General features: G+C 59.1%; 24 protein-coding genes and 1 tRNA gene. 21 read left to right on the forward strand and 4 right to left on the reverse strand.

What is annotated here, in order from left to right:
* Nucleotide 1: 1 nt before the first annotated feature.
* Nucleotides 2-385, reverse strand: a complete 384-nt coding sequence (locus tag E2F43_RS19245) for a PA2817 family protein (RefSeq protein WP_238946838.1) — start codon at nt 383-385, stop codon at nt 2-4.
* 70 nt (nt 386-455) lie between these two features.
* On the opposite strand from E2F43_RS19245, the gene E2F43_RS09910 reads away from it, so the two are divergent.
* The 5 genes from E2F43_RS09910 (at nt 456) to E2F43_RS09930 (ending at nt 4100) form a co-directional block, all read left to right on the forward strand.
* Nucleotides 456-1373 carry an ABC transporter ATP-binding protein gene (locus E2F43_RS09910; protein WP_133212154.1) on the forward strand — a complete coding sequence of 306 codons (918 nt, stop codon included), beginning with the start codon at nt 456-458 and terminating at the stop codon, nt 1371-1373.
* Complete coding sequence (locus tag E2F43_RS09915; RefSeq protein WP_133212156.1) at nt 1370-2143, forward strand: ABC transporter permease; 774 nt, start codon at nt 1370-1372, stop codon at nt 2141-2143. The genes E2F43_RS09910 and E2F43_RS09915 overlap by 4 nt, the downstream gene beginning before the upstream one ends.
* A 4-nt stretch (nt 2144-2147) precedes the next feature.
* Nucleotides 2148-2966 carry an NADPH-dependent 7-cyano-7-deazaguanine reductase QueF gene (gene queF / locus E2F43_RS09920; RefSeq protein ID WP_133212158.1) on the forward strand — a complete coding sequence of 273 codons (819 nt, stop codon included), beginning with the start codon at nt 2148-2150 and terminating at the stop codon, nt 2964-2966.
* Nucleotides 2967-3031: 65 nt separating this feature from the next.
* A tRNA-Ser gene (locus tag E2F43_RS09925) sits at nt 3032-3119 on the forward strand.
* Between the two features lie 282 nt (nt 3120-3401).
* Nucleotides 3402-4100, forward strand: coding sequence for a DUF3313 family protein (locus E2F43_RS09930; RefSeq protein ID WP_133212160.1), 699 nt, complete (start codon nt 3402-3404; stop codon nt 4098-4100).
* 35 nt (nt 4101-4135) lie between these two features.
* Here the strand turns inward: E2F43_RS09930 and E2F43_RS09935 are convergent, their stop codons facing one another.
* Nucleotides 4136-5839 carry a hypothetical protein gene (locus E2F43_RS09935; RefSeq protein ID WP_133212162.1) on the reverse strand — a complete coding sequence of 568 codons (1704 nt, stop codon included), beginning with the start codon at nt 5837-5839 and terminating at the stop codon, nt 4136-4138.
* A 130-nt stretch (nt 5840-5969) separates the two neighbouring features.
* On the opposite strand from E2F43_RS09935, the gene E2F43_RS09940 reads away from it, so the two are divergent.
* The gene (locus E2F43_RS09940) at nt 5970-7337 is read left to right on the forward strand and encodes a serine hydrolase domain-containing protein (RefSeq protein WP_133212164.1); all 1368 of its coding nucleotides are present in this window, start codon (nt 5970-5972) and stop codon (nt 7335-7337) included.
* Nucleotides 7338-7339: 2 nt separating this feature from the next.
* Here E2F43_RS09940 and E2F43_RS09945 read toward each other — a convergent pair whose 3' ends face one another.
* A complete protein-coding gene (locus tag E2F43_RS09945; RefSeq protein WP_133212166.1) occupies nt 7340-8356 on the reverse strand; it encodes an LLM class F420-dependent oxidoreductase in 1017 nt (338 codons plus the stop codon).
* Between the two features lie 152 nt (nt 8357-8508).
* Here E2F43_RS09945 and moaC point away from each other — a divergent pair, with 152 nt between their 5' ends.
* The 12 genes from moaC (at nt 8509) to E2F43_RS10005 (ending at nt 16504) form a co-directional block, all read left to right on the forward strand.
* Complete coding sequence (gene moaC, locus E2F43_RS09950; protein WP_133212168.1) at nt 8509-8994, forward strand: cyclic pyranopterin monophosphate synthase MoaC; 486 nt, start codon at nt 8509-8511, stop codon at nt 8992-8994.
* The gene (moaD, locus tag E2F43_RS09955) at nt 8994-9248 is read left to right on the forward strand and encodes a molybdopterin converting factor subunit 1 (RefSeq protein ID WP_133212170.1); all 255 of its coding nucleotides are present in this window, start codon (nt 8994-8996) and stop codon (nt 9246-9248) included. The genes moaC and moaD overlap by 1 nt, the downstream gene beginning before the upstream one ends.
* A gap of 1 nt (nt 9249) precedes the next feature.
* The gene (gene moaE, locus E2F43_RS09960) at nt 9250-9708 is read left to right on the forward strand and encodes a molybdopterin synthase catalytic subunit MoaE (protein WP_133212172.1); all 459 of its coding nucleotides are present in this window, start codon (nt 9250-9252) and stop codon (nt 9706-9708) included.
* A gap of 93 nt (nt 9709-9801) precedes the next feature.
* Nucleotides 9802-10278 (forward strand): flavin reductase family protein, encoded by a 477-nt coding sequence (locus E2F43_RS09965; RefSeq protein ID WP_133212174.1) that lies wholly within the window; start codon nt 9802-9804, stop codon nt 10276-10278.
* 81 nt (nt 10279-10359) lie between these two features.
* The gene (locus tag E2F43_RS09970) at nt 10360-10917 is read left to right on the forward strand and encodes an NUDIX hydrolase (RefSeq protein ID WP_133212176.1); all 558 of its coding nucleotides are present in this window, start codon (nt 10360-10362) and stop codon (nt 10915-10917) included.
* 3 nt (nt 10918-10920) lie between these two features.
* The gene (bcp, locus tag E2F43_RS09975; RefSeq protein WP_133212178.1) at nt 10921-11406 is read left to right on the forward strand and encodes a thioredoxin-dependent thiol peroxidase; all 486 of its coding nucleotides are present in this window, start codon (nt 10921-10923) and stop codon (nt 11404-11406) included.
* A 2-nt stretch (nt 11407-11408) separates the two neighbouring features.
* The gene (locus E2F43_RS09980) at nt 11409-12500 is read left to right on the forward strand and encodes an MBL fold metallo-hydrolase (RefSeq protein WP_238946839.1); all 1092 of its coding nucleotides are present in this window, start codon (nt 11409-11411) and stop codon (nt 12498-12500) included.
* Between the two features lie 174 nt (nt 12501-12674).
* Nucleotides 12675-13907, forward strand: coding sequence for a cytochrome P450 (locus E2F43_RS09985; protein WP_133212180.1), 1233 nt, complete (start codon nt 12675-12677; stop codon nt 13905-13907).
* A 17-nt stretch (nt 13908-13924) separates the two neighbouring features.
* On the forward strand, nt 13925-14356 hold the full coding sequence (locus tag E2F43_RS09990; RefSeq protein WP_133212182.1) for an HIT family protein: 432 nt from the start codon (nt 13925-13927) through the stop codon (nt 14354-14356).
* Between the two features lie 22 nt (nt 14357-14378).
* Nucleotides 14379-15134: a glutathione S-transferase family protein gene (locus tag E2F43_RS09995; protein ID WP_238946840.1), complete on the forward strand. Its 756-nt coding sequence runs from the start codon at nt 14379-14381 to the stop codon at nt 15132-15134.
* A gap of 8 nt (nt 15135-15142) precedes the next feature.
* Complete coding sequence (locus E2F43_RS10000; RefSeq protein ID WP_133212186.1) at nt 15143-15595, forward strand: nuclear transport factor 2 family protein; 453 nt, start codon at nt 15143-15145, stop codon at nt 15593-15595.
* The gene (locus E2F43_RS10005) at nt 15596-16504 is read left to right on the forward strand and encodes a transporter (RefSeq protein ID WP_238946841.1); all 909 of its coding nucleotides are present in this window, start codon (nt 15596-15598) and stop codon (nt 16502-16504) included.
* A gap of 6 nt (nt 16505-16510) precedes the next feature.
* Here the strand turns inward: E2F43_RS10005 and E2F43_RS10010 are convergent, their stop codons facing one another.
* Nucleotides 16511-17011, reverse strand: a complete 501-nt coding sequence (locus E2F43_RS10010) for a MarR family winged helix-turn-helix transcriptional regulator (RefSeq protein WP_165954264.1) — start codon at nt 17009-17011, stop codon at nt 16511-16513.
* Between the two features lie 159 nt (nt 17012-17170).
* On the opposite strand from E2F43_RS10010, the gene E2F43_RS19045 reads away from it, so the two are divergent.
* From E2F43_RS19045 to E2F43_RS10020, 3 genes are all read left to right on the forward strand, one after another.
* Nucleotides 17171-17314, forward strand: coding sequence for a hypothetical protein (locus E2F43_RS19045; protein ID WP_165954265.1), 144 nt, complete (start codon nt 17171-17173; stop codon nt 17312-17314).
* A gap of 61 nt (nt 17315-17375) precedes the next feature.
* Nucleotides 17376-17711 carry a preprotein translocase subunit YajC gene (yajC, locus tag E2F43_RS10015; protein WP_133212190.1) on the forward strand — a complete coding sequence of 112 codons (336 nt, stop codon included), beginning with the start codon at nt 17376-17378 and terminating at the stop codon, nt 17709-17711.
* Between the two features lie 6 nt (nt 17712-17717).
* Nucleotides 17718-18719: a 1-aminocyclopropane-1-carboxylate deaminase/D-cysteine desulfhydrase gene (locus tag E2F43_RS10020; protein WP_133212192.1), complete on the forward strand. Its 1002-nt coding sequence runs from the start codon at nt 17718-17720 to the stop codon at nt 18717-18719.
* Nucleotides 18720-18751: the final 32 nt, after the last annotated feature.

Consider the following 18751-nt stretch of genomic DNA (forward strand, 5'->3'; position numbering starts at 1 on the left):
CCTATTGCAGTCCCATCAGGCTGGCCTTGGCCTCGCGCATGTTCAGGGTTTCACCCCGGCCGGCGGCCGCCAGGCGCATGTCATCCAGCTTCTGGTAGGCCGCTATCTCTTCATCCGGCATGTAGTGCAGGCATTCGCCGCCGAAAAACCACAGCAGGTCGCGGGGAAACGCCGGGGCAAAGTCGGGGTAGGTAGTGAACAGGCGCGACACCAGCGTCGGGCCATCGGCATACAGGTCGCCGTTCCCCTCGGCCAGTGCCTTGAATCTCGCTCCCAACTCTTTCAGGGAGTCACCTTCGGGCAGGTGCTCCAGCCGTTTTTCGGTGGTATTGGCGAATTCGACCAGCAACTGCTGGCAGTAGCGGGCGTATTGTTTGTCATCCATGGGGAAATTTCGTCTCGCAGGCTCAATGCAGGTACAATAGCGCGTTTTGTTCAGGGCAACGCAATTCGAGATGATACCAGCTCTTCGCATCGAAAATCTCAGCAAGGTTTATGACAACGGCTTTGAGGCACTAAAGGGCGTCAGCCTGTCGGTGGAGCAGGGGGATTTCTACGCTCTGCTTGGCCCCAATGGCGCGGGCAAGTCCACCACCATTGGCATCATCTGCTCCCTGGTCAGTAAAACCACCGGCAAGGTCCAGGTTTTTGATGCCGACATCGATGAAAACTTTCCGGCGGCCAAGAAATACATTGGCATCGTGCCCCAGGAGTTCAATTTCAACGTGTTTGAAAAAGCCTTCGATATCGTGGTCAACCAGGGCGGTTACTACGGCATGCAGGCACCTCTCGCCCGCGAGCGGGCCGAAAAATACCTCCGCGCGCTGGGGTTGTGGGACAAACGCGATGTCCCCGCCCGGACCCTGTCGGGTGGCATGAAGCGGCGCCTGATGATCGCCCGGGCGCTGGTACACGAACCGAAACTGCTGATCCTCGACGAGCCTACTGCCGGCGTGGATATCGAGATGCGCCGGTCCATGTGGGATTTTCTTAAAAAAATCAATGCCGAGGGAACGACCATTATCCTCACCACCCACTACCTGGAGGAGGCGGAGGCCCTGTGTCGCCATATCGGCATCATCAACAATGGCGAGATTGTCGAAAACACCTCTATCAAGGCGCTGTTGCGCCAGCTGCAGCGGGAAGTGTTCATTTTCGACAGTGTCGAAGAACTCGAAGACGACATCGGCATTCCCGGCTTTGTCACCCGCAGGCTGGATGCTCACAGCATGGAGATAGAGGTGGAGAAAGGGCAGAGCATTAACCAGGTTTTTGCCGAGCTGGGAAACCGGGGCATCCACATCAGCAGCATGCGTAACCGGGCCAACCGCCTGGAGGAGATGTTTGTCAACCTGGTGGAGGGCGCGGCGTGAATCCCACCGAGCAATACCGGGCCTTTATGACCATTGTCCGCAAGGAAGTGAGGCGCTACATGCGCATCTGGACCCAGACCCTGCTGCCTTCGGCCATCACCATGTCACTGTATTTTGTGATTTTCGGTAGCCTAATCGGCTCGCGCATCGGTGAAATGGGTGGCTTCAGTTATATGGAGTTTGTGGTACCGGGCCTGATCATGATGGCCATTGTGACCAATTCCTACTCCAATGTCGTCTCGTCTTTTTTCGGCTCCAAGTTCAATCACAGCGTGGAAGAGCTGCTGGTATCGCCGACCCCGAACTATGTGATCCTGATGGGCTATGTCGTAGGTGGCGTGAGCAGGGGGCTGCTGGTGGCGGTGGTGGTCACGCTGGTATCCCTGTTTTTCACCCGGCTTCATATACACAGTTATTTTGTCGTCGTCGTGATCGTGTTGATGACCTCCACACTGTTTGCCCTGGCAGGATTTATTAACGCCGTTTTCGCCAACAGTTTTGACGATATTTCCATCATCCCGACATTTGTGCTGACGCCACTGATCTATCTCGGTGGTGTGTTTTATTCCATGGACCTGCTGCCGGAGTTCTGGGCCGGTGTGTCCAAACTCAATCCACTGGTTTATGTGGTGAATGCCTTCCGCTACGGCGTGCTGGGTGTTTCCGATGTGAGCCTGGGTGTTGCCTTTGGCATGATCGCGCTGTTTACGGTCATTGCCTTCGCCTACAGTATGCACCTGTTAAATTCCGGTAAACGCCTGAGGCAATGATCTCGTGAGTGATGAAAAAACGGGTTTACTGCTGGGTAAAACGGTAGCCGTCGTCGATGAGTACAGCCCCCAACTGCTGTACCCCATCGCCAGGGCGGAGGCCAGGGGCACGCTGGGCATAGAGGGCGCGCTGCCATTTTCAGGGGTCGACTTGTGGCACGCCTACGAGCTCTCCTGGCTTGACGAGCGGGGTAAGCCGCAAGTGCGGGTAGGGCGCTTCTTCATCCCCGCTGAATCCCCTTGCATGGTGGAGTCCAAGTCCTTCAAGTTGTACCTGAATTCCCTCAACAGCACTGTCTTCGCGTCCGAACAAGCGCTCGCCGAGGTCCTGCGCAGGGACATCAGCAAGGTCGTGGAAGCCGAGATTGAACTCGAACTGTTTCCCGTTGACGCCCCGGAGCTGGACGGGGGGGTTCCCGAAGGCGAGTGCCTCGACGGGCTGGAGATCAGTGTGGACGACTCGCCTCCGGCTGTGAGCCTGCTGCAGGTGACTGATACGGTGGTGGAAGAGGCCCTTTACAGTCACCTGCTGCGCTCCCTGTGCCCGGTAACCGGACAGCCCGACTGGGCGACGCTGTATGTGCATTACCGGGGTAGGGCGCTGGAACGGAAGAGCCTGCTTCGCTATCTCATCGCCTTTCGCAGGCACCAGGAGTTTCACGAACAGTGCGTGGAACGTATTTTTATTGATCTCCACCAGCTGTTGCAGCCTGATTTTCTCGAAATACAGGCCTTTTACACCCGTCGCGGCGGGCTGGATATCAACCCCTTCCGCAGCACCGATTCAGCCGCTGTGCCGCTCTCCAGAATGAACCGCCAGTAGCGGGGAAATTCCTCCCACTAACACTGGAAACTGGCCGCGCTTGTGGTATTATGCGCGCCCTCAACGGTGAGGTGGCCGAGTGGTCGAAGGCGCACGCCTGGAAAGTGTGTAACGGGAAACCGTTCGAGGGTTCAAATCCCTCCCTCACCGCCATATTCGCGACGTAATACCCTGTAGAATTTTCACCAGCGCCCCGCCTCTTCTCTCGGTGCTGTCCCAGGCCCAGGCCGTCGGCAACTCCACATACATTTGGCAGGAATCGGGATATCGTACTTCCGGCCGTCCAGGCACGCGAATCGTTTTTGGCGGTGGCGTCCCGCTAGCGCCGAGGTGCCCGCGCTCGAACAGGGTTGACTGACATCCGGAAAAGGCCAACCATATTGGACTCTGGTCGAAGTGAAAACAGGGTTTCTTTGGATATCATCAGGAGTCGTCATGAAAACTAGGGCTGTCTATTTTTCCGCCGTGGTCTTTGCGGCCATCGTCCTGTCTGCCTGCGCGGGGACGAACTCACAGGCGCCAGAGGTAAGCCACGACGGGCTGCACCTGGTCGACGATACCTCGTTCCAGTCGGTTTATCTCAAGCCTGGGGTAGACCTGAGCGTGTATAAAAAGTATGGCGTAACAGAGTGCCAGGTGGCATTTCGCAAAAACTGGCTTCGCGACCAGAACCAAAGCCGCTTGCAGCTCACCAACCGGGTCACCCAGAAAGATATGGATCGAATCAAGGGTACTCTCGGTGCAGACTGTACGCAAAAGTTTCGTGACGCGCTGACGGCAGCGCCGGCCTACGAAATTGTGGAAGAATTCACCGAAGGGGAGGAGGTTCTGATATTGGAGCCCAATATCATCAATCTCGATGTCCACGCTCCGCAAACCAATTACCCCGGAATTGAACGCACTTACACCACTTCATCCGGAGAGATGACCCTGTATCTGGAGCTGGTGGACGCCACCACGGAAGAAGTGCTCGCCCGGGTCGTGGATCGCAGGAAAGACCCCGACGATCACCGGATGACCTGGACCAACAGCGTGACCAACAAGGCCAATGCCGACCGTATCCTGAACCGTTGGGCTGGCCAGCTGAGGGACGGCCTGGACAGGATCACAAACCTTCCGCTTGAGGGATCATAGCGCCGCCGCCAAATATCCTGACAGCCCGGTGACGTTCACACAGCGAGCCCCGAGTTCTCCAGCGGCCGCTCCCGATGCAGCAGGATCCATTCCGCGTGTTCCTCCAGGCAGGTTTCTCCCAGCGCCCTGAGGAGTGCGCCGCGGGTAACCGGGTCCAGGCTTTGCTCCAGTTTCTGTTTTGCGACGGAAAACGTGCGAAACATAAACAGGTATTGCTTGGTCAGTTCCTTATCGGCCTTCTTGTACGCGTAGGTTTCGCGAATACCGGCCAGCAGCGGTAACAGACCCATCAGGATAAACAGTACGTTGGTGCTCGTCTCGTCCAGTTCAGCGGCCATGAACAGCAGGTAAAAAGCGATGCTGATGCCTGTCCAAAGGGTGATCCGGCCGAACAGGGCGTCCCGTTTGAGCTTGCTGGCTCGTGCCTGGCCGGCATTGTGGTAATAGGCGAGTTGACCCGCATCGGCCCAGGCACCTCCCACCCAGTGCTGTATCGCCAGCGTCAGTCCGTTGTCCAGCTTTCGGTTATTCGCTCGTCCGGCCGTACTGACACTGCGCATCATGTGGCGTATCCATACCAGTTCGACATCCTGCTTCTGCATAAGATTGTCGTAGGTAAAGGCGGTGCCATGGAATCCCTCCACATCCGCCAGGCACCAGTAGAACTGTACTCGCAGCCCCTCTGCCAGGGCCCGGTAATCGAGGTACTTACGGTGCCAGTTCAGCCCGTTGGCAATCTTGTTGAGGATCCACGCGGTAAAGAAAAAGACCAGGAAAGCGGGCAACAGGATAGCGAATTCCTGGTACTCCGAGTAGGTAATGAAACTGAACCCCATCAAGGCCGCCAGCGAGTGGGTCAGCACCAGTTCCCTGACCACCAGTCGTGAGTAGTAGATGGCAAGACAGTCGGCAACGCGGTAAACGCTGTCGATGGCGGTAAGGCCGGAGTCCGCGGACATTTCCTCATTGGCCAGCAGGGTTTCCCCCGATTCACTGATCAGCGCGTCATGGCGGTTTGCGTCCTGTTTGAAAACCTCCATGTGGTCGAATGCACTGCGGTAACGGCTGGGCATATCGAGGCCGGGGTATTCCGAGGTGCTGTTGAGCCAGCGCCCCACGCGTTGTTGCTCACTGTCATCGCGCGGGCAGTGGATATGGTAAACGAGGTCATTTTCCTTTTCGGCGAGCAGGTTCCTGGCCTGCTCCAGCGAAGGCATGCCCGGCATCACATCCTGTAACTGGTAATGAACGACGCTGGCGGTGCCGCCGGGTTCGCTTGACTCCCGGCCGTCCCAGAGTGCCAACAACATATGCGTGTGACTGGCGATATACATGCCCAGCTGTGCATACTGTCGGTTGCGTGCCTCGCCGTGTTCGCGGATGTCATCCAGGGTGCTGCCGGGCGCCAGCGGCAATTCGTAGCTATCGCTGTGGGCCAGTGTGCTGCGAAAATCAGCCAGAGCTTCCGGGCCGAAATCCTTTTCATACAGTTCTAGCGGCATTGGCAGGGGGGTTTCCAGTCGTAAACCCATGTCCAGCGCGATTCTGGCCACCAGCATGTCACCGCCTTCCGCCAACGGGTTCACCAATACAATGGGCAGTGAGGGAAATTGAGACTGCAGGCGTTGGAGAAAATCACGCACCTGCTGTTGAACATGGGGGATGTCGGTGTAGCGGAGATCCCGGTGGGCGGTCACGCCAACCTTGAGGCAGATATTGTTATTGAAATCGTCGATCATTCCCTGTCATCCCCACAATGCATCCCTGCGGCAAAGCATAGCAGACGGGAACGGCACTGTGGCATAGCCAGACTATGAGAGAGCCCCTGATTTTGCGAAAATGGCGTTATCTGTACAGACGGCTCCCATCGTGAAAAAAATCCTGCTGTTGGTTCTGATCGCTCTACTTGCTGTGCCCCTGCTGTTCCTGCACCTGGCAGGGATTCCACTGCGCGGCCTGCCCGATATGGCAGCGACGGGCACCGGAATTGCCGCCAAACTCCATTGTTCCGGCTACTACCTTTCCGGTTTTACGGATGAGCGTAACCGGGCGGATATCAGCACCTATTCGCCAGCATTACTGCTGGTGGACGTCAGGCACGAGCAGCCCAATACGGTGGTGGCCACCCTCGGTTCTGTCGAGGCCAGGGCGCGCTATTTTCCCGGGCTGGGTTGCACCCTGCTGCATCGGGGCATGGTGAATCTGGCAACCCTGGATGTGCCCGCTGCCAGGCTCCAGTCCGGGCCCTGGCCAGCTGGCAATGAGGTGGCAGAGCCGGATGAGACCATGCAGGCGTTGTTGGCCAGGACCCTGGTAGAGGATAGTCAGCAGGGTCTGGATACCCGGGCGCTGCTGGTGGTGCAGGCGGGTCGGGTGATCGCCGAGGTGTACGGTAATGGCATCAGCCCGGATACACCGCTGCTCGGTTGGTCCATGGGCAAGAGTCTCACCGCGTTGCTGGTGGGCAGGATGGAAGCGCTGGGGCAGTTGCAGCGCAGCGACAGCATACTGTTTCCAGCCTGGCGCGCGGATGCCCGTCGTGAGATTACGGTCGAGAACCTGCTGCAGATGTCCTCGGGGCTGGCATTCAGCGAGCCCTACCTGCCCGGCAACGACTCCACCCGTATGCTGTTTACCGCCCCCAGTGCCTCCGATCTTGCCCTGGCCAGCCCGCTGCTGCACACGCCCGGCAGCTATTGGTATTACTCATCCGGAACCAGCAATCTGCTGGCCCGACTGGTTTCTGATCGACTCGGTGGCAAGCCCCGGGCGCTGGTGGAGTTTTTCGCTCGCGAAATTGCCGAACCCCTGGGATTACGCAATACCGTTTTTGAACTGGATTCGAGCGGGGTCTATGTCGGCAGTTCGTATCTTTATGCGCCCGCCCGCGACTGGGCCAGGATGGCGCTGCCCATGCTCAACGAGGGCCGGGCCAATGGTATCCAATGGCTGCCCCCGGGCTGGGTAACGGCTGCTTCCACCCCGAATCCCAGTAGCAATGACAGGCGCTACGGCTACCAGTTCTGGCTGAATGGCGGCGGTCCGACGCTGCGCTGGCCGGACCTGCAGGCGGATGCTTACGCCATGTCGGGTAATCGAGGACAGTCGGTCATGATCTTTCCCGACCTGGATGCCATTGTCGTACGCCTCGGCTGGACCGCAGGAGACTACCCTGTGAATGAAAAGTTCGAGCCGATCCAGGCGCTGCTGAAACGCTATCGGATCGGGGAACCCTGAACCTATAGCACCAGTTCGGCCATGTCTCTCAACATTTGCTGGTCACCGTTGATCAGCAGGCTGGTCACCGGTGACTTTTCCCAGTCCTGCAACTTTTCCCGGATGCGTTCTTTCGGCCCGCAGAGAGAAATTTCATCGGCAAACTGGTCAGGAACGGTGGCAACGCCTTCGTCGCGCCTGCCCTCGAGGAACAGGCGCTGGATCTCCTCCGCCTCGTCCGGAAAGCCCATTCTGCCCATCAACTCCTTGTGGAAGTTGCGCTTGGCAGATCCCATGCCGCCGATGTAGAAACCCAGCATCGCCTTCACCGGGTAAAGTGCCTCCTCCAGGTTGTCGTTGATGAACACCATGACCGTGGGGGATATTTCAAAGCCCTCGGGGGCATCCACCAGTTGGTCTGCGTATACTTCCTGGCGGTAGGGCGAGTAGTAAAGTGGTAACCAGCCGTCGGCGATCCGGGCGGTCTGGGCGACGTTGCGCGGTCCCTCGGCGCCAATGAAAATGGGTACATCGGCGCGCAGGGGATGGGTGATGGGCTTGAGCGGCTTACCCATGCCCCAGGAGCCGGGTCCCTCGTAGGGTAGCGGGTAAAACTCGCCGTCACTGGTAACCGGGGCTTCCCTGGCGAGCACTTTGCGGATAATGTCCACGTATTCGCGGGTGCGGGTAACCGGTTTGCTGTAGGGCTGGCCATACCAGCCCTCTACCACCTGCGGGCCGGACACCCCGAGGCCGAGAATCATCCTGCCACCCGAGAGGGCGTCCAGCGCCAGCGTGGCCATGGCGCAGGCAGTCGGCGTACGGGCGGACAACTGGGCCACGGAGGTGCCCAGGCGAATCCTCGAGGTCTGTGCGCCTATCCACGACAGGGGCGTGAAACAGTCGTTACCCCAGGACTCTGCGGTCCATACCGAGTCAAAACCGAGTTTCTCAGCCTCCTGGGCGAGTTGTGTGTGATTTTCCCCGGGGCACAGGGCACCCCAGTAACCCAATTGCAGTCCCAATTTGAGTTTTGTCATGTCAGCCTCCTTTCACGCAGGGTACTCTAACGCCCGGTTGCCCCGGGGCAAGCGCGGGCTGCGGCCAAAAAGGCTGACCCCATCGATCAGGACTGTCTTTCACCGGCGCCATTGGCTAGACTCTGCCGGCTGTGATTGTAATGGGAAAAGCGATGAGCAAACTGACTCACCTCGACGAAACCGGCTCCGCCCATATGGTGGATGTTGGCAGCAAGCCGGTGACCCAGCGCTCGGCCACTGCCTGTGCCCGGGTCAGTATGTTGCCCGAGACAATGGGCCTGTTAAAGGACGGAGCGCACAAGAAAGGCGATGTCCTGGCGGTGGCACGGGTGGCGGGCATCCAGGCGGCGAAAAAATGCCCCGACCTCATTCCCCTGTGCCATCCGCTGATGCTCAACTCGGCCGATATCAGCTTTGAACTGGATATTGCCAGCAGTCAGGTGCTCATCGAAGCGCGCTGCAAGGTCGACGGCAAAACAGGCGTGGAAATGGAGGCGCTTACCGCGGCTTCGGTCGCCGCCCTGACGATTTACGACATGTGTAAAGCCGTGGACCGGGGCATGGAAATCTCCGGCATCGGCCTGGTCGAAAAGCTCGGCGGCAAATCCGGTCACTGGCGCCGGGAGGAAGGGGAGTGATGCTGACGGTACTGTTTTTTGGACGTTTCCGCGAGGAACTCGATTGCGCCCGGCTGGAAATCGAGCTGGATGCCTCCTGTGCCGACCTCAACAGCCTGCAACAGAAACTGGTGTCCGAAAATGGCAGCCGCTGGCGGGATGTGCTGGGCCAGGACAATGTGATCCGCGCCCTCAACCAGGAGGTGGCGACCGGTAACCAGGGTCTTGCTGACGGCGACGAAGTCGCATTCTTCCCACCGGTGACAGGTGGTTGAGTTGAGCGCAACTGTCCGGGTGCGGGTTCAGGAGGGCGATTTTGACGTTGCCAGCCTGCAGCGCTCCCTGCTTCAGGGGGACGCAGCGGAGGGCGCGATTGCAACCTTTACCGGCTATGTGCGCAACAGCAATAACGATCGCCCGGTGCTTGCCCTGGAGCTGGAACACTATCCGGGGATGACCGAGCGCAGTATCACCAGTATTGCACGTGACGCCTGCGCGCGGTGGCCATTGCTGGCAGTGGGGGTTGTGCACCGGGTAGGAAAATTGAAGCCGGCAAACCAGATTGTCTGGGTGGGAGTCAGCGCCAAGCACCGGGAGGCGGCGTTTGCCGCCTGCGAATTTATCATGGACTACCTCAAGACCCGGGCGCCATTCTGGAAAAAGGAAACTGGTCCCGACGGCAGTCATTGGGTCGATGCCCGGCAGTCGGATAATGAACGAGCCGGGCGCTGGTAGCCCCGGGATCAACAATAACCGAAACAGGGGATGCTCCCGGGGCTTTACCCGGGTTGAATACCCCGCTTGAACTTCATCCTGTAAGGAGTAGCAATGAATATCGACGGACGTGAATTGCGTAATGCCCTGGGCCGCTTCGCAACCGGAGTCTGCGTAATCACCACCGTGGACAGCAATGGCAATGCCCTTGGCATGACAGCCAATTCCTTTTCCTCCGTGTCGCTGGACCCGCCGCTGGTGCTGTGGAACCTGCAGAATGGCTCAGATGTATACGCCGCATTTGCCAGCCCCCGCCGCTTCGCCATTAACGTGCTCAGCGACCAGCAGATGGACCTGTCCAACCAGTACGCCCGAAAAGGCGATCACCTGCTGGATGCGGCGCACTTTCGCCAGGGGCGCCATGGCGCACCGATGCTGCGCGGCGCCCTGGTCAGCTTCGAGTGCGATTTGCATGCAACCCACGAGGGCGGTGACCACCTGATCATCGTTGGCCGGGTGCTTGACGTAAGCAGCAGACCCGGCGGTGACCCCCTGCTGTTTTTCTCCGGTGCCTATCGCCAGCTACACTGAAGCCCTCGCCGTTAATGATGATAGGCTCTATACTGCTGCCTTTCTGATACGGGCCGGGCCCCGATAGCGGTAAGCGAATACATGAAGTTCTGTACCAGCTGCGGTAATACCGTTGCGCTAAAAATTCCCCAGGGTGACGATCGCGAGCGATTTGTCTGCACCAGTTGCGAGACGATTCACTATGTCAACCCGCGTGTCATTGTTGGCTGTCTGCCGGTTTATGAAGGCAGGGTGCTACTGTGCAAACGCGCCATCGAGCCGAGGCTCGGGTACTGGACGTTACCGGCGGGATTTATGGAGAACGGGGAAACCACGCCGCAGGGCGCCGCCAGGGAAACCTGGGAAGAGGCGCGGGCGAGGGTCAGTAAACTGGAACTGTACCGGGTGTTCGATGTGCCCTATATCAGCCAGGTGTACATGTTTTATCGCTGCGAGCTGGATAATGGCGAGTACGGTGTCGGGCCCGAAAGCCTGGAGACAGCACTTTACGAAGAACAGGGTATTCCCTGGGACCAGATCGCATTCCCGGTGGTCAGGGAAACACTGCGCGAGTATTTCGATGACGTGCGCGAGGGGCATTTCCCGGTGCGCGTGTCCGCTATCGAGTACCGCCATCGCAAACAACAGGACAAGGAGTAAGCAATGGCATTCCCCAAAATAGGCAATATGGCCCCGGCTTTCACCCTGCTGGACCAGGATGGCAACAAGGTCAGTCTCAAGCAGTTCAGGGGCGAGAAAAACGTGGTGCTCTATTTTTATCCCAAGGCCATGACGCCTGGCTGTACTGTGCAGGCCTGCGGTATTCGCGACAGCGCAAAAGAACTGGCAAAGCTGGATACCGTGGTGCTCGGTGTCAGTCCCGACCCCGTTGCAAGGCTGGGGCGGTTTATCGAGAAGCAGGACCTCAATTTCACCCTGCTGTCCGACGAAGACCACGCGATTACGGAAAAATACGGTGCCTGGGGAATGAAGAAGTTCATGGGGCGGGAGTTTATGGGCGTGCTGCGTACCACCTTCATCATCGGTAAGGACGGGCGACTCAAACACGTGATGGACAAGGTGAAAACCAAGACGCACCACGACGACGTGATTGCATTGATCAAGGAGCTCGGACTGGACAAGAGCTGATCGTGCTTCGCTATCCCTACGATGAAGTTCCCGCCCCGGGCGAACTGCTGCAGGTGGCAGAGGGTGTGTACTGGCTGCGCATGCCGCTGCCGATGGCGCTGGATCATATCAACCTGTACCTGCTCGAGGACGGTGACGGCTGGTGGATCGTCGACACTGGAATGGCCCTTGGAGCCACCGAGGAACTGTGGGAGCAGATATTTGAACATTCCCTTGGCGGCAAGCCGGTAAAAGCGGTACTGGCCACCCACTGGCACCCCGACCATACCGGGCTCGCCGGTTGGCTGTGTGACCGCTGGCGTGTCCCTTTCTACATGACCCGCGGGGAATACCTCACCGGGCTGGTTTATACCCGGGCTGAACCGGAACACTTTGGCTGGACCAACGAACAGCATCACCTGCGCATGGGCCGCGATCCGGCCGGTGTTGCGGCCGCCCGCGAGAGCATGGGCGGAATTCGTCGTATCACCCGGCCATTGCCCACCTCCTATCAGCGCCTCGAAGACGGAGGCCGGCTCACGATCAACGGACGGCGCTGGGAGGTGGTGGTGGGCGAGGGGCATTCGCCGGAACATGCCTGCCTGTACAGTGAGTCCCTCAATGTACTGATTTCCGGCGACCAGGTGATACCGAGGATTACCAGCAATATCAGCGTTTCCGGCAGTGAACCGGATGGCAACCCGCTCAAGGTCTGGCTGGCCTCGCTGGATCGTTTTCTGGAAGTGCTTCCGGATGACGCGCTGGTACTGCCTGCGCACAATGTTCCCTTCTACGGGCTGCATCATCGGCTCCGTTACCTGACCGAGCACCACGAGGAGCACCTGATTGCCCTGGAGGCCGCCTGTGTCGAAGAGGCCAGGTCGGCGGTGGAGTTGTTGCCGGTGCTATTCACCCGTGAGCTGGATGACCAGCACGTCGGGCTCGCCCTGGGCGAGTGCCTGGCCCACCTGAACTACCTGATGCATCGCGGGCAACTGCAGCGCTCAGTCGATGCCCGGGGCTGCTATCGCTACCGGTCGATTGACGAGACCCTGACAATGCGCCTCAGAAAGCGTAAGCACCGCGGGGAAGGCCTGTCTCCTATGCAGGTTTAGCAATTAAAACAATATGATATAGCCGTTATATGATGTAAATGCTACATAACGGTCGTGCCTGGGGTGTCCCGGTAGCGTCGAACGGTGGGCACCCAAACGCATCAGCCAACAGGGTGGGGCGGGCATCAGGCGATGAGAGTAAACTTCGGCAAGCCGTCGTGAGAGGAAGCAGACATGGGGGACCGCCCGCATATTGACCTGACCGATCCGCAAAGCTATCAGGGTGGACTGCCCCGGGAACAGTTTCACTACCTGCGCCGGGAGCAACCGGTCTACTGGCACGAGGATTCGCAGCAGGGGGTGGGTTTCTGGGCGGTGACCCGGCAACAGGACCTGGACTATGTGTCCAAGAACCCGGCGCTGTTTTCCTCGGCCGCGCGGGGCTGTCTGCTGCGGGAGATGGGAGAAGAACAACTGGCCATGATCCGCACCCAGCTGATCAACATGGATCCGCCGCAGCACCTCAAGTACCGCCGGCTGGTGCGGGCGGCGTTCACCCCCAGGGTGGTCGATACCTATGAAGCCCGTTTCCGTGAAGTTGCCCGGGGTCTGGTCGACAGGGCGGTGGCGGACGGACATTGCGAATTTGTCGAGGCTATCGCTGTGGATCTGCCACTGGTGGCGATTTGCGAACTGATGGGTGTGCCGCTGGAGAAGCGACGTCGCCTGTTTGAGCTGACCAATATCATGCTGGGGATGGATGACCCCGAATTGAGCACGTCGGAAGAGGATGGCATGAACGCGGCCGCGGAAATGTTCATGATGGCCCTGGAATTGGCTGCTGAGCACCGGGCCAAGCCGAAGAACGACATCGTCAACACCTTGCTCACCGGTACAGTGGAGGACGAGCCCCTCTCCGACGATGAATTCTGTAACTTTTTCCTGATGTTGATCGTGGCCGGCAATGAAACAACCCGGACCGTAACCAGCCAGGGTATGCGCTTGTTGATGGAGCACCCCGACCAGTACCAGGCGCTGGTGGATGACCCCACGCTCATTACCCACGCGATTGAGGAAATCCTGCGTTATAACCCGGCAGTCATCGCTTTCCGTCGCACGGCAATGGAGGACCTGGAACTGGGCGGCCGGCAGATCAGCAAGGGTGACAGGATTCAGCTGTTTTATGGTGCGGCCTGCGCCGATGAAACGATATTTACCGATCCGGACCGTTTTGACATTACCCGCAACCAGCGTGAGGACGTCCGCAATGAGCACCGCGCATTCGGCGTCGGCCAGCACTTCTGCATGGGGTCACATCTTGCCCGCCTCGAGTTGCAGGTCATCTTCGAAGAAATTACCCGGCGTATACGCAATCCCCGACTCAACGGCGAGATCAACTGGTTGCGATCCAACTTCATTAACGGCATCAAGGCCATGCCGATCGCCTTCGATGTGGCTGATGCCTGAGCCAGGGGACTCGCAACATGAGTGACGGTTGTATTTTTTGCCAGATTCTCGCTGCCAAGGCGCCTTGCTACCCGGTACACGAAACCCGCTATACCCGGACGTTTCTCGATATATTTCCCGCGGCTCCCGGACACTGCCTGATCGTCACCAAGAAGCATTACACCGACATTTTTGATGCCACCCCGGAGTCAATCGGCCTGGTGGGGCATGTATCCACGCTGATCGCTCACGCCGTGAAGGAGGAACTGCAGTGCGACGGGGTCGGTATCTTCCAGCTCAACGGTGCAGCTGCGGGACAGACGGTATTTCATTATCACATGCACGTTATCCCCCGGAACGAGGGCGATGACCTTAAAATTCATTCACGGGCCCCGGGTGATCCCGACGAGTTGCAGGCCATGGCCGAGCGCCTGCGCCAGCGGGCGTACTCGATGCGGATAGACGATTGAAGCGGGGCGACAGGAAAAAATGATGGACTATGTTTCGGTAGCAGACGCCAGGGACGGGCAGGGCCTGCGAGTGGTGTTGACCAAAGGCGTGCCCGGTCCCTGGGGCGAGTCAATCAAGGCGATGCTGGCTTACAAGGGACTCGATTACCTGCCGGTTGCCCAGGACGGGGGCGGGGAAAATCCGGAATTGCGGGCCTGGACCGGGCAAACCGCCGCCCCCGTGCTGGTCAGCGACGAGCTTCCGCCGGCCTGTCACTGGCTGGACCAACTGATGCTGCTCGAGCGACTGCAGCCGGAACCGGCGCTGCTGCCGGCAGACTGTGACCAGAGATCCAGGGCCATCGGTCTGTGCGCCCTGATTGCCGGCGCCGACGGTTTTGGCTGGCAGCGGCGTCTGCTGATGCTCCAGCCGATGATGGACATGGAAAGCGTTCCGGCCCGCAGCCAGCGGCTGGCGCAGAAATACGGTTACTCCGCAGAGGCAGTGCAGCAGGCCGTCGCGCGCATGCGACAGATCAGCCAGTATCTCGAACATAGCCTGAGTAACACAGCGGGCGATTATTTCTTTGGCGGCGCCCCCGGCGCGGTGGATTTCTATTGGGCCAATTTCGCTGGCATGATCAAGCCACTGCCGCCTGAGCTAAACCCCATGCCCGACTGGTTCAGGCCGATTTATACCAGCAGCGACCCACAGATTCTGGAGTGCCTCAGCGCGCCGCTGGAAAAGCACCGCGACATGATGTACGAACGGCACATTGCCACACCATTAGAGTTCTAGGAGTCACTATGCTTTCACAACAGGAATTGTCGGATCGGCTGGAGATCCAGGACCTGGTCTTCCATTACGCCGACCTGGTCGACAGCAGGCAGCTTGAGCGACTGCGCAGCGATGTGTTTACCGGGGACGCCCACATCGACTACAGCGCGATGGGCGGTAGCGTCGGCAATGTGGATGAGACCCTGGCCTTTCTCAAGGCCTCCCTGACCGAAGAACTGTTTCCGGCCAGCCAGCACCTGAACGCCAATGTACAGGTCAGCGTCGGTGGTGATAGCGGCACGGGGAGGGTGATGTGTTTCAATCCCATGGTCATGGCCATGCCCGATGGCAATCGGCAGACTATCCTGATGGGGCTGTGGTATGTGGATGAATATCGACGCACCCCGGCGGGATGGCGCATCAGTCGTCGCGAAGAAGTAAAGAGCTGGGTGTTCAACGCACCGGATTTTATGGACCTGTAAATGGCTGATTCCCGGTTGAAAGGTGCGGGGCTGGCTTTTCTTTGCGGATTTGCCGGGTTGTCGCTGCCTGCCACGGCCCAGGAACTGGAACCCCGCAGCTTTAACAACGTACCTGTCAGTCAAACCTTCGTCTCCGTCGGACTGGTGCGCTCCGAGGGCGAACTGGCCCCCCCGGGTTCCTCACCGCTGGAAAAGGCAGAGCTCACTATCGATGTGCTCGCAGCGGCCGTTTCCCGTTCATTTTCCCTCGCGGGCGATTCGGCCAAGGCCGATATGGTCGTGGCGCGCAGCTGTTACGAAGGCTGGGGCATCTTCCAGGGGGAATACGTGGAAGGTCGCCGTTGCGAATACCTGGACCCGAAGTTCAAGCTGACCTGGAACTTCTACGGTGCTCCGGCTACTGAACTCAAGGATTTTGCCCGCTGGCAGGAGGGTATGGTGATCGGCGCCTCGGTGGCGGTCACTGCCCCCTGGGGTACCTATAATTCGGAACACCTGATCAATGCCGGGTCCAATCGCTGGCAGGTCAAGCCGGTCATCGGTATGTCCCGGCGCCGTGGCAACTGGCAGTGGGAGCTGCATCTGGGGGCGACTTTCTACGAGGACAACGACAATTTTTTCAACGGGATTCATGTCGAGCAGGATCCGCTGTATTCGACCAGCGTCCACCTCATATACAACTTCAGCCGCGGTTGGCTCTCGCTCGACGGTAATTATTTTACCGGCGGGCGTACCACCAAAAATGGGGTTCGCCAGGATGACCGCCAGGACAATTCGCGTTGGGGAATCACCTGGACCCGGCCGCTGGGAGGTAAACACCTGATTAAACTCAATGCCAATACGGGTGTGATCACCCGCATCGGTAATGACTTTGATACCTTTGGGATAGGCTGGGTATACCGGCTGTAAGCGCTGTTACCGGTTGTTGGTCCACGATTCCGGCAGGTATTCCAGTTGCAGTTGGTCCACCGCCTGGCGCAGCCGTTCCTCCAGTGCCTGTAATTCTTCTGCGCCGATCTTTTCCTCGTAGTGAGTGCGCGCCTCGTCCACGGCAGCGAGGCTGTCAGCCGCCAGCTTGACCCCCTGGTCGGTCAGGCGGATTTCCCGCGCGCGCTTGTCGCTGTCATCCACACCGCGGTCAATGTAGCCCATTTGTTCCAGCTCCTTGAGCATTTTGCCCATGGCCTGCTGGGTAATCTGGGCCCGTTCGGCCAGCTCGCTGACCCGGACTGATCCCAGGCCGAGGTTGGCAAATACCTGGCTGTGAGCGGGTCGGATCCGGGGGTGGCCCCGACCCGCGAGCTGATTGAATATGCGGCGCTCGTAGTCACGGGAAAACTCGCGCAGTAGTCGGGGGAGGTTGTTGGAGAGTCGATAGGCGATCTCCCGGTTGGAATCAGCGACGTTCTTTTTCACAAGCCCCTCATTGGCTATCCCGCGGCGGCAGGCAGTCGTACCGCTTTTCAATCTGCGGAGAATTTTAACCCTAAAGCGTGGGGGCGGCACGATTATTCGTGCCGAACGGTCCCTACAGGCTGGTAATTTGAACGTCAACGGCGGCGCCTGCAGTTCCGGGTGATCACCCCCCGACTGCATGATGAAGCGCTGGCGGCAGACAGATATACAGACCGGCGCTTTTCCGACCATGCACCGCAGATCATGGATTACGAGCGGGAAATCACCGCCCGGGCTGACCGACACAATTGCCCGGGGCAGTGAAACCCTGTACATTTATCGCGTTTTTCACGCCCCCAGGGGCATTCGCAACAAGGTGTTATTTATGAGTTTGTTTATTGCCAGCGCACACGCCCAGGCCAGCGGCCAGGCTCCCCAGGGGGGAGAACTGTTCCAGATCGGTTTCCTGGTGCTGCTTTTCGTGCTGTTTTACTTCATCGCCATTCGCCCTCAACGCAAGCGCCAGAAGGAACACGCGGCCATGGTCGCAGCGCTCAACAAGGGCGACGAGGTGGTTACCAGCTCCGGTATTCTCGGCAAGGTGACAGCACTCGACGACAATTACATGGTGCTCAACGTCGCCAATAACGTGGACATGAAGTTCCAGCGTGTCCATCTTCATGCGGTACTGCCCAAGGGCACCCTGAAGTCCATCGGTTAATCAGTCGTGCCAGGCGCAAAGCTCGCATACCCGCGCAAAGTCGACCTGGCCCGCACGCCCACCCCGTTACAATTACTTGACCGCGCCAGCGCTCGCTGGGGCGGTGGCCATCGTCTGTGGATCAAGCGGGACGACCTCACCGGTTGCGCCCTGAGCGGCAACAAGGTTCGCAAACTCGAGTACATTACCGCCCACGCCATCGACAACGGTTATGACACACTCATTACCTGTGGCGGCATCCAGTCCAATCACTGCCGGGCGACAGCCTTCGCTGGCGCCCAACTGGGCCTCGGGGTGCACCTGTTACTGCGCGGCAGCAGCGACGCACCGGCAGAGGGTAACCTGCTGCTGGATCAGCTTGCCGGTGCCCGGGTGAGTTGTTACCCGGTGCGTGAGTATGTTGAAAACCTCGACGGCTTGTTCAGCCACTGGCAGGCCCATTACGCGGAACAGGGACACCGGGCGCTCGCCGTTCCCACCGGTGGCAGTGACGGCATCGGGGTATGGGGATACATTGCCGGGGCAGAGGAACTGGGTCGAGACCTGCGGGCCGCCGGTATTGACCTTGCCCATGTAGTGTGTGCGACAGGCTCAGGCGGTACCCAGGCCGGGCTGACTCTGGGGGCGGCGCTGCACCAGCTACCGGTCACCGTGTGGGGTATCAATGTCTGTGATGACGAGCGCTATTTCCTCGACAAAGTGGCGGCGGACGCAGCTGACTGGCGCCAGCGCTATCCGGGTGTGCCCCGGGTAGAACCCGACACCCGGGTGCTGGACGGTTACGTGGGCGCTGGCTACGCCAAGGCGTCGCCGGAGGTGTTCGCACTGATTGCAGAGCTGTGCCGCCTGGAAGGGGTGCTGCTGGACCCTGTGTACACCGGCAAAGCCTTTGCCGGGCTGGTTGCCGAGATCGCCGCCGGCAGGTTTGAGGGCTGTCGCGACATTGTATTTATACACACCGGTGGAATTTTTGGTGTGTTTCCCCAAAGTAGCGGCTTCAACTGCTAGTATTTCCAGCTCTTGCAACGATAACAATCAGG

Origin of the sequence: Seongchinamella unica, assembly GCF_004354085.1 — a bacterium.
Taxonomy (GTDB): Bacteria; Pseudomonadota; Gammaproteobacteria; order Pseudomonadales; family Halieaceae; genus Halioglobus; species Halioglobus unicus.

Bases quoted from the DNA above. Each gene is read 5' to 3' on its own strand.
- E2F43_RS19245 (WP_238946838.1), bottom strand. From the start codon at position 385: ATGGATGACAAACAATACGCCCGCTACTGCCAGCAGTTGCTGGTCGAA.
- E2F43_RS09910 (WP_133212154.1), top strand. From the start codon at position 456: ATGATACCAGCTCTTCGCATCGAAAATCTCAGCAAGGTTTATGACAAC.
- E2F43_RS09930 (WP_133212160.1), top strand. From the start codon at position 3,402: ATGAAAACTAGGGCTGTCTATTTTTCCGCCGTGGTCTTTGCGGCCATC.
- E2F43_RS09935 (WP_133212162.1), bottom strand. From the start codon at position 5,839: ATGATCGACGATTTCAATAACAATATCTGCCTCAAGGTTGGCGTGACC.
- E2F43_RS09945 (WP_133212166.1), bottom strand. From the start codon at position 8,356: ATGACAAAACTCAAATTGGGACTGCAATTGGGTTACTGGGGTGCCCTG.
- moaC (WP_133212168.1), top strand. From the start codon at position 8,509: ATGAGCAAACTGACTCACCTCGACGAAACCGGCTCCGCCCATATGGTG.
- moaD (WP_133212170.1), top strand. From the start codon at position 8,994: ATGCTGACGGTACTGTTTTTTGGACGTTTCCGCGAGGAACTCGATTGC.
- E2F43_RS09965 (WP_133212174.1), top strand. From the start codon at position 9,802: ATGAATATCGACGGACGTGAATTGCGTAATGCCCTGGGCCGCTTCGCA.
- E2F43_RS09970 (WP_133212176.1), top strand. From the start codon at position 10,360: ATGAAGTTCTGTACCAGCTGCGGTAATACCGTTGCGCTAAAAATTCCC.
- bcp (WP_133212178.1), top strand. From the start codon at position 10,921: ATGGCATTCCCCAAAATAGGCAATATGGCCCCGGCTTTCACCCTGCTG.
- E2F43_RS09985 (WP_133212180.1), top strand. From the start codon at position 12,675: ATGGGGGACCGCCCGCATATTGACCTGACCGATCCGCAAAGCTATCAG.
- E2F43_RS09990 (WP_133212182.1), top strand. From the start codon at position 13,925: ATGAGTGACGGTTGTATTTTTTGCCAGATTCTCGCTGCCAAGGCGCCT.
- E2F43_RS09995 (WP_238946840.1), top strand. From the start codon at position 14,379: ATGGACTATGTTTCGGTAGCAGACGCCAGGGACGGGCAGGGCCTGCGA.
- E2F43_RS10000 (WP_133212186.1), top strand. From the start codon at position 15,143: ATGCTTTCACAACAGGAATTGTCGGATCGGCTGGAGATCCAGGACCTG.
- E2F43_RS10005 (WP_238946841.1), top strand. From the start codon at position 15,596: ATGGCTGATTCCCGGTTGAAAGGTGCGGGGCTGGCTTTTCTTTGCGGA.
- yajC (WP_133212190.1), top strand. From the start codon at position 17,376: ATGAGTTTGTTTATTGCCAGCGCACACGCCCAGGCCAGCGGCCAGGCT.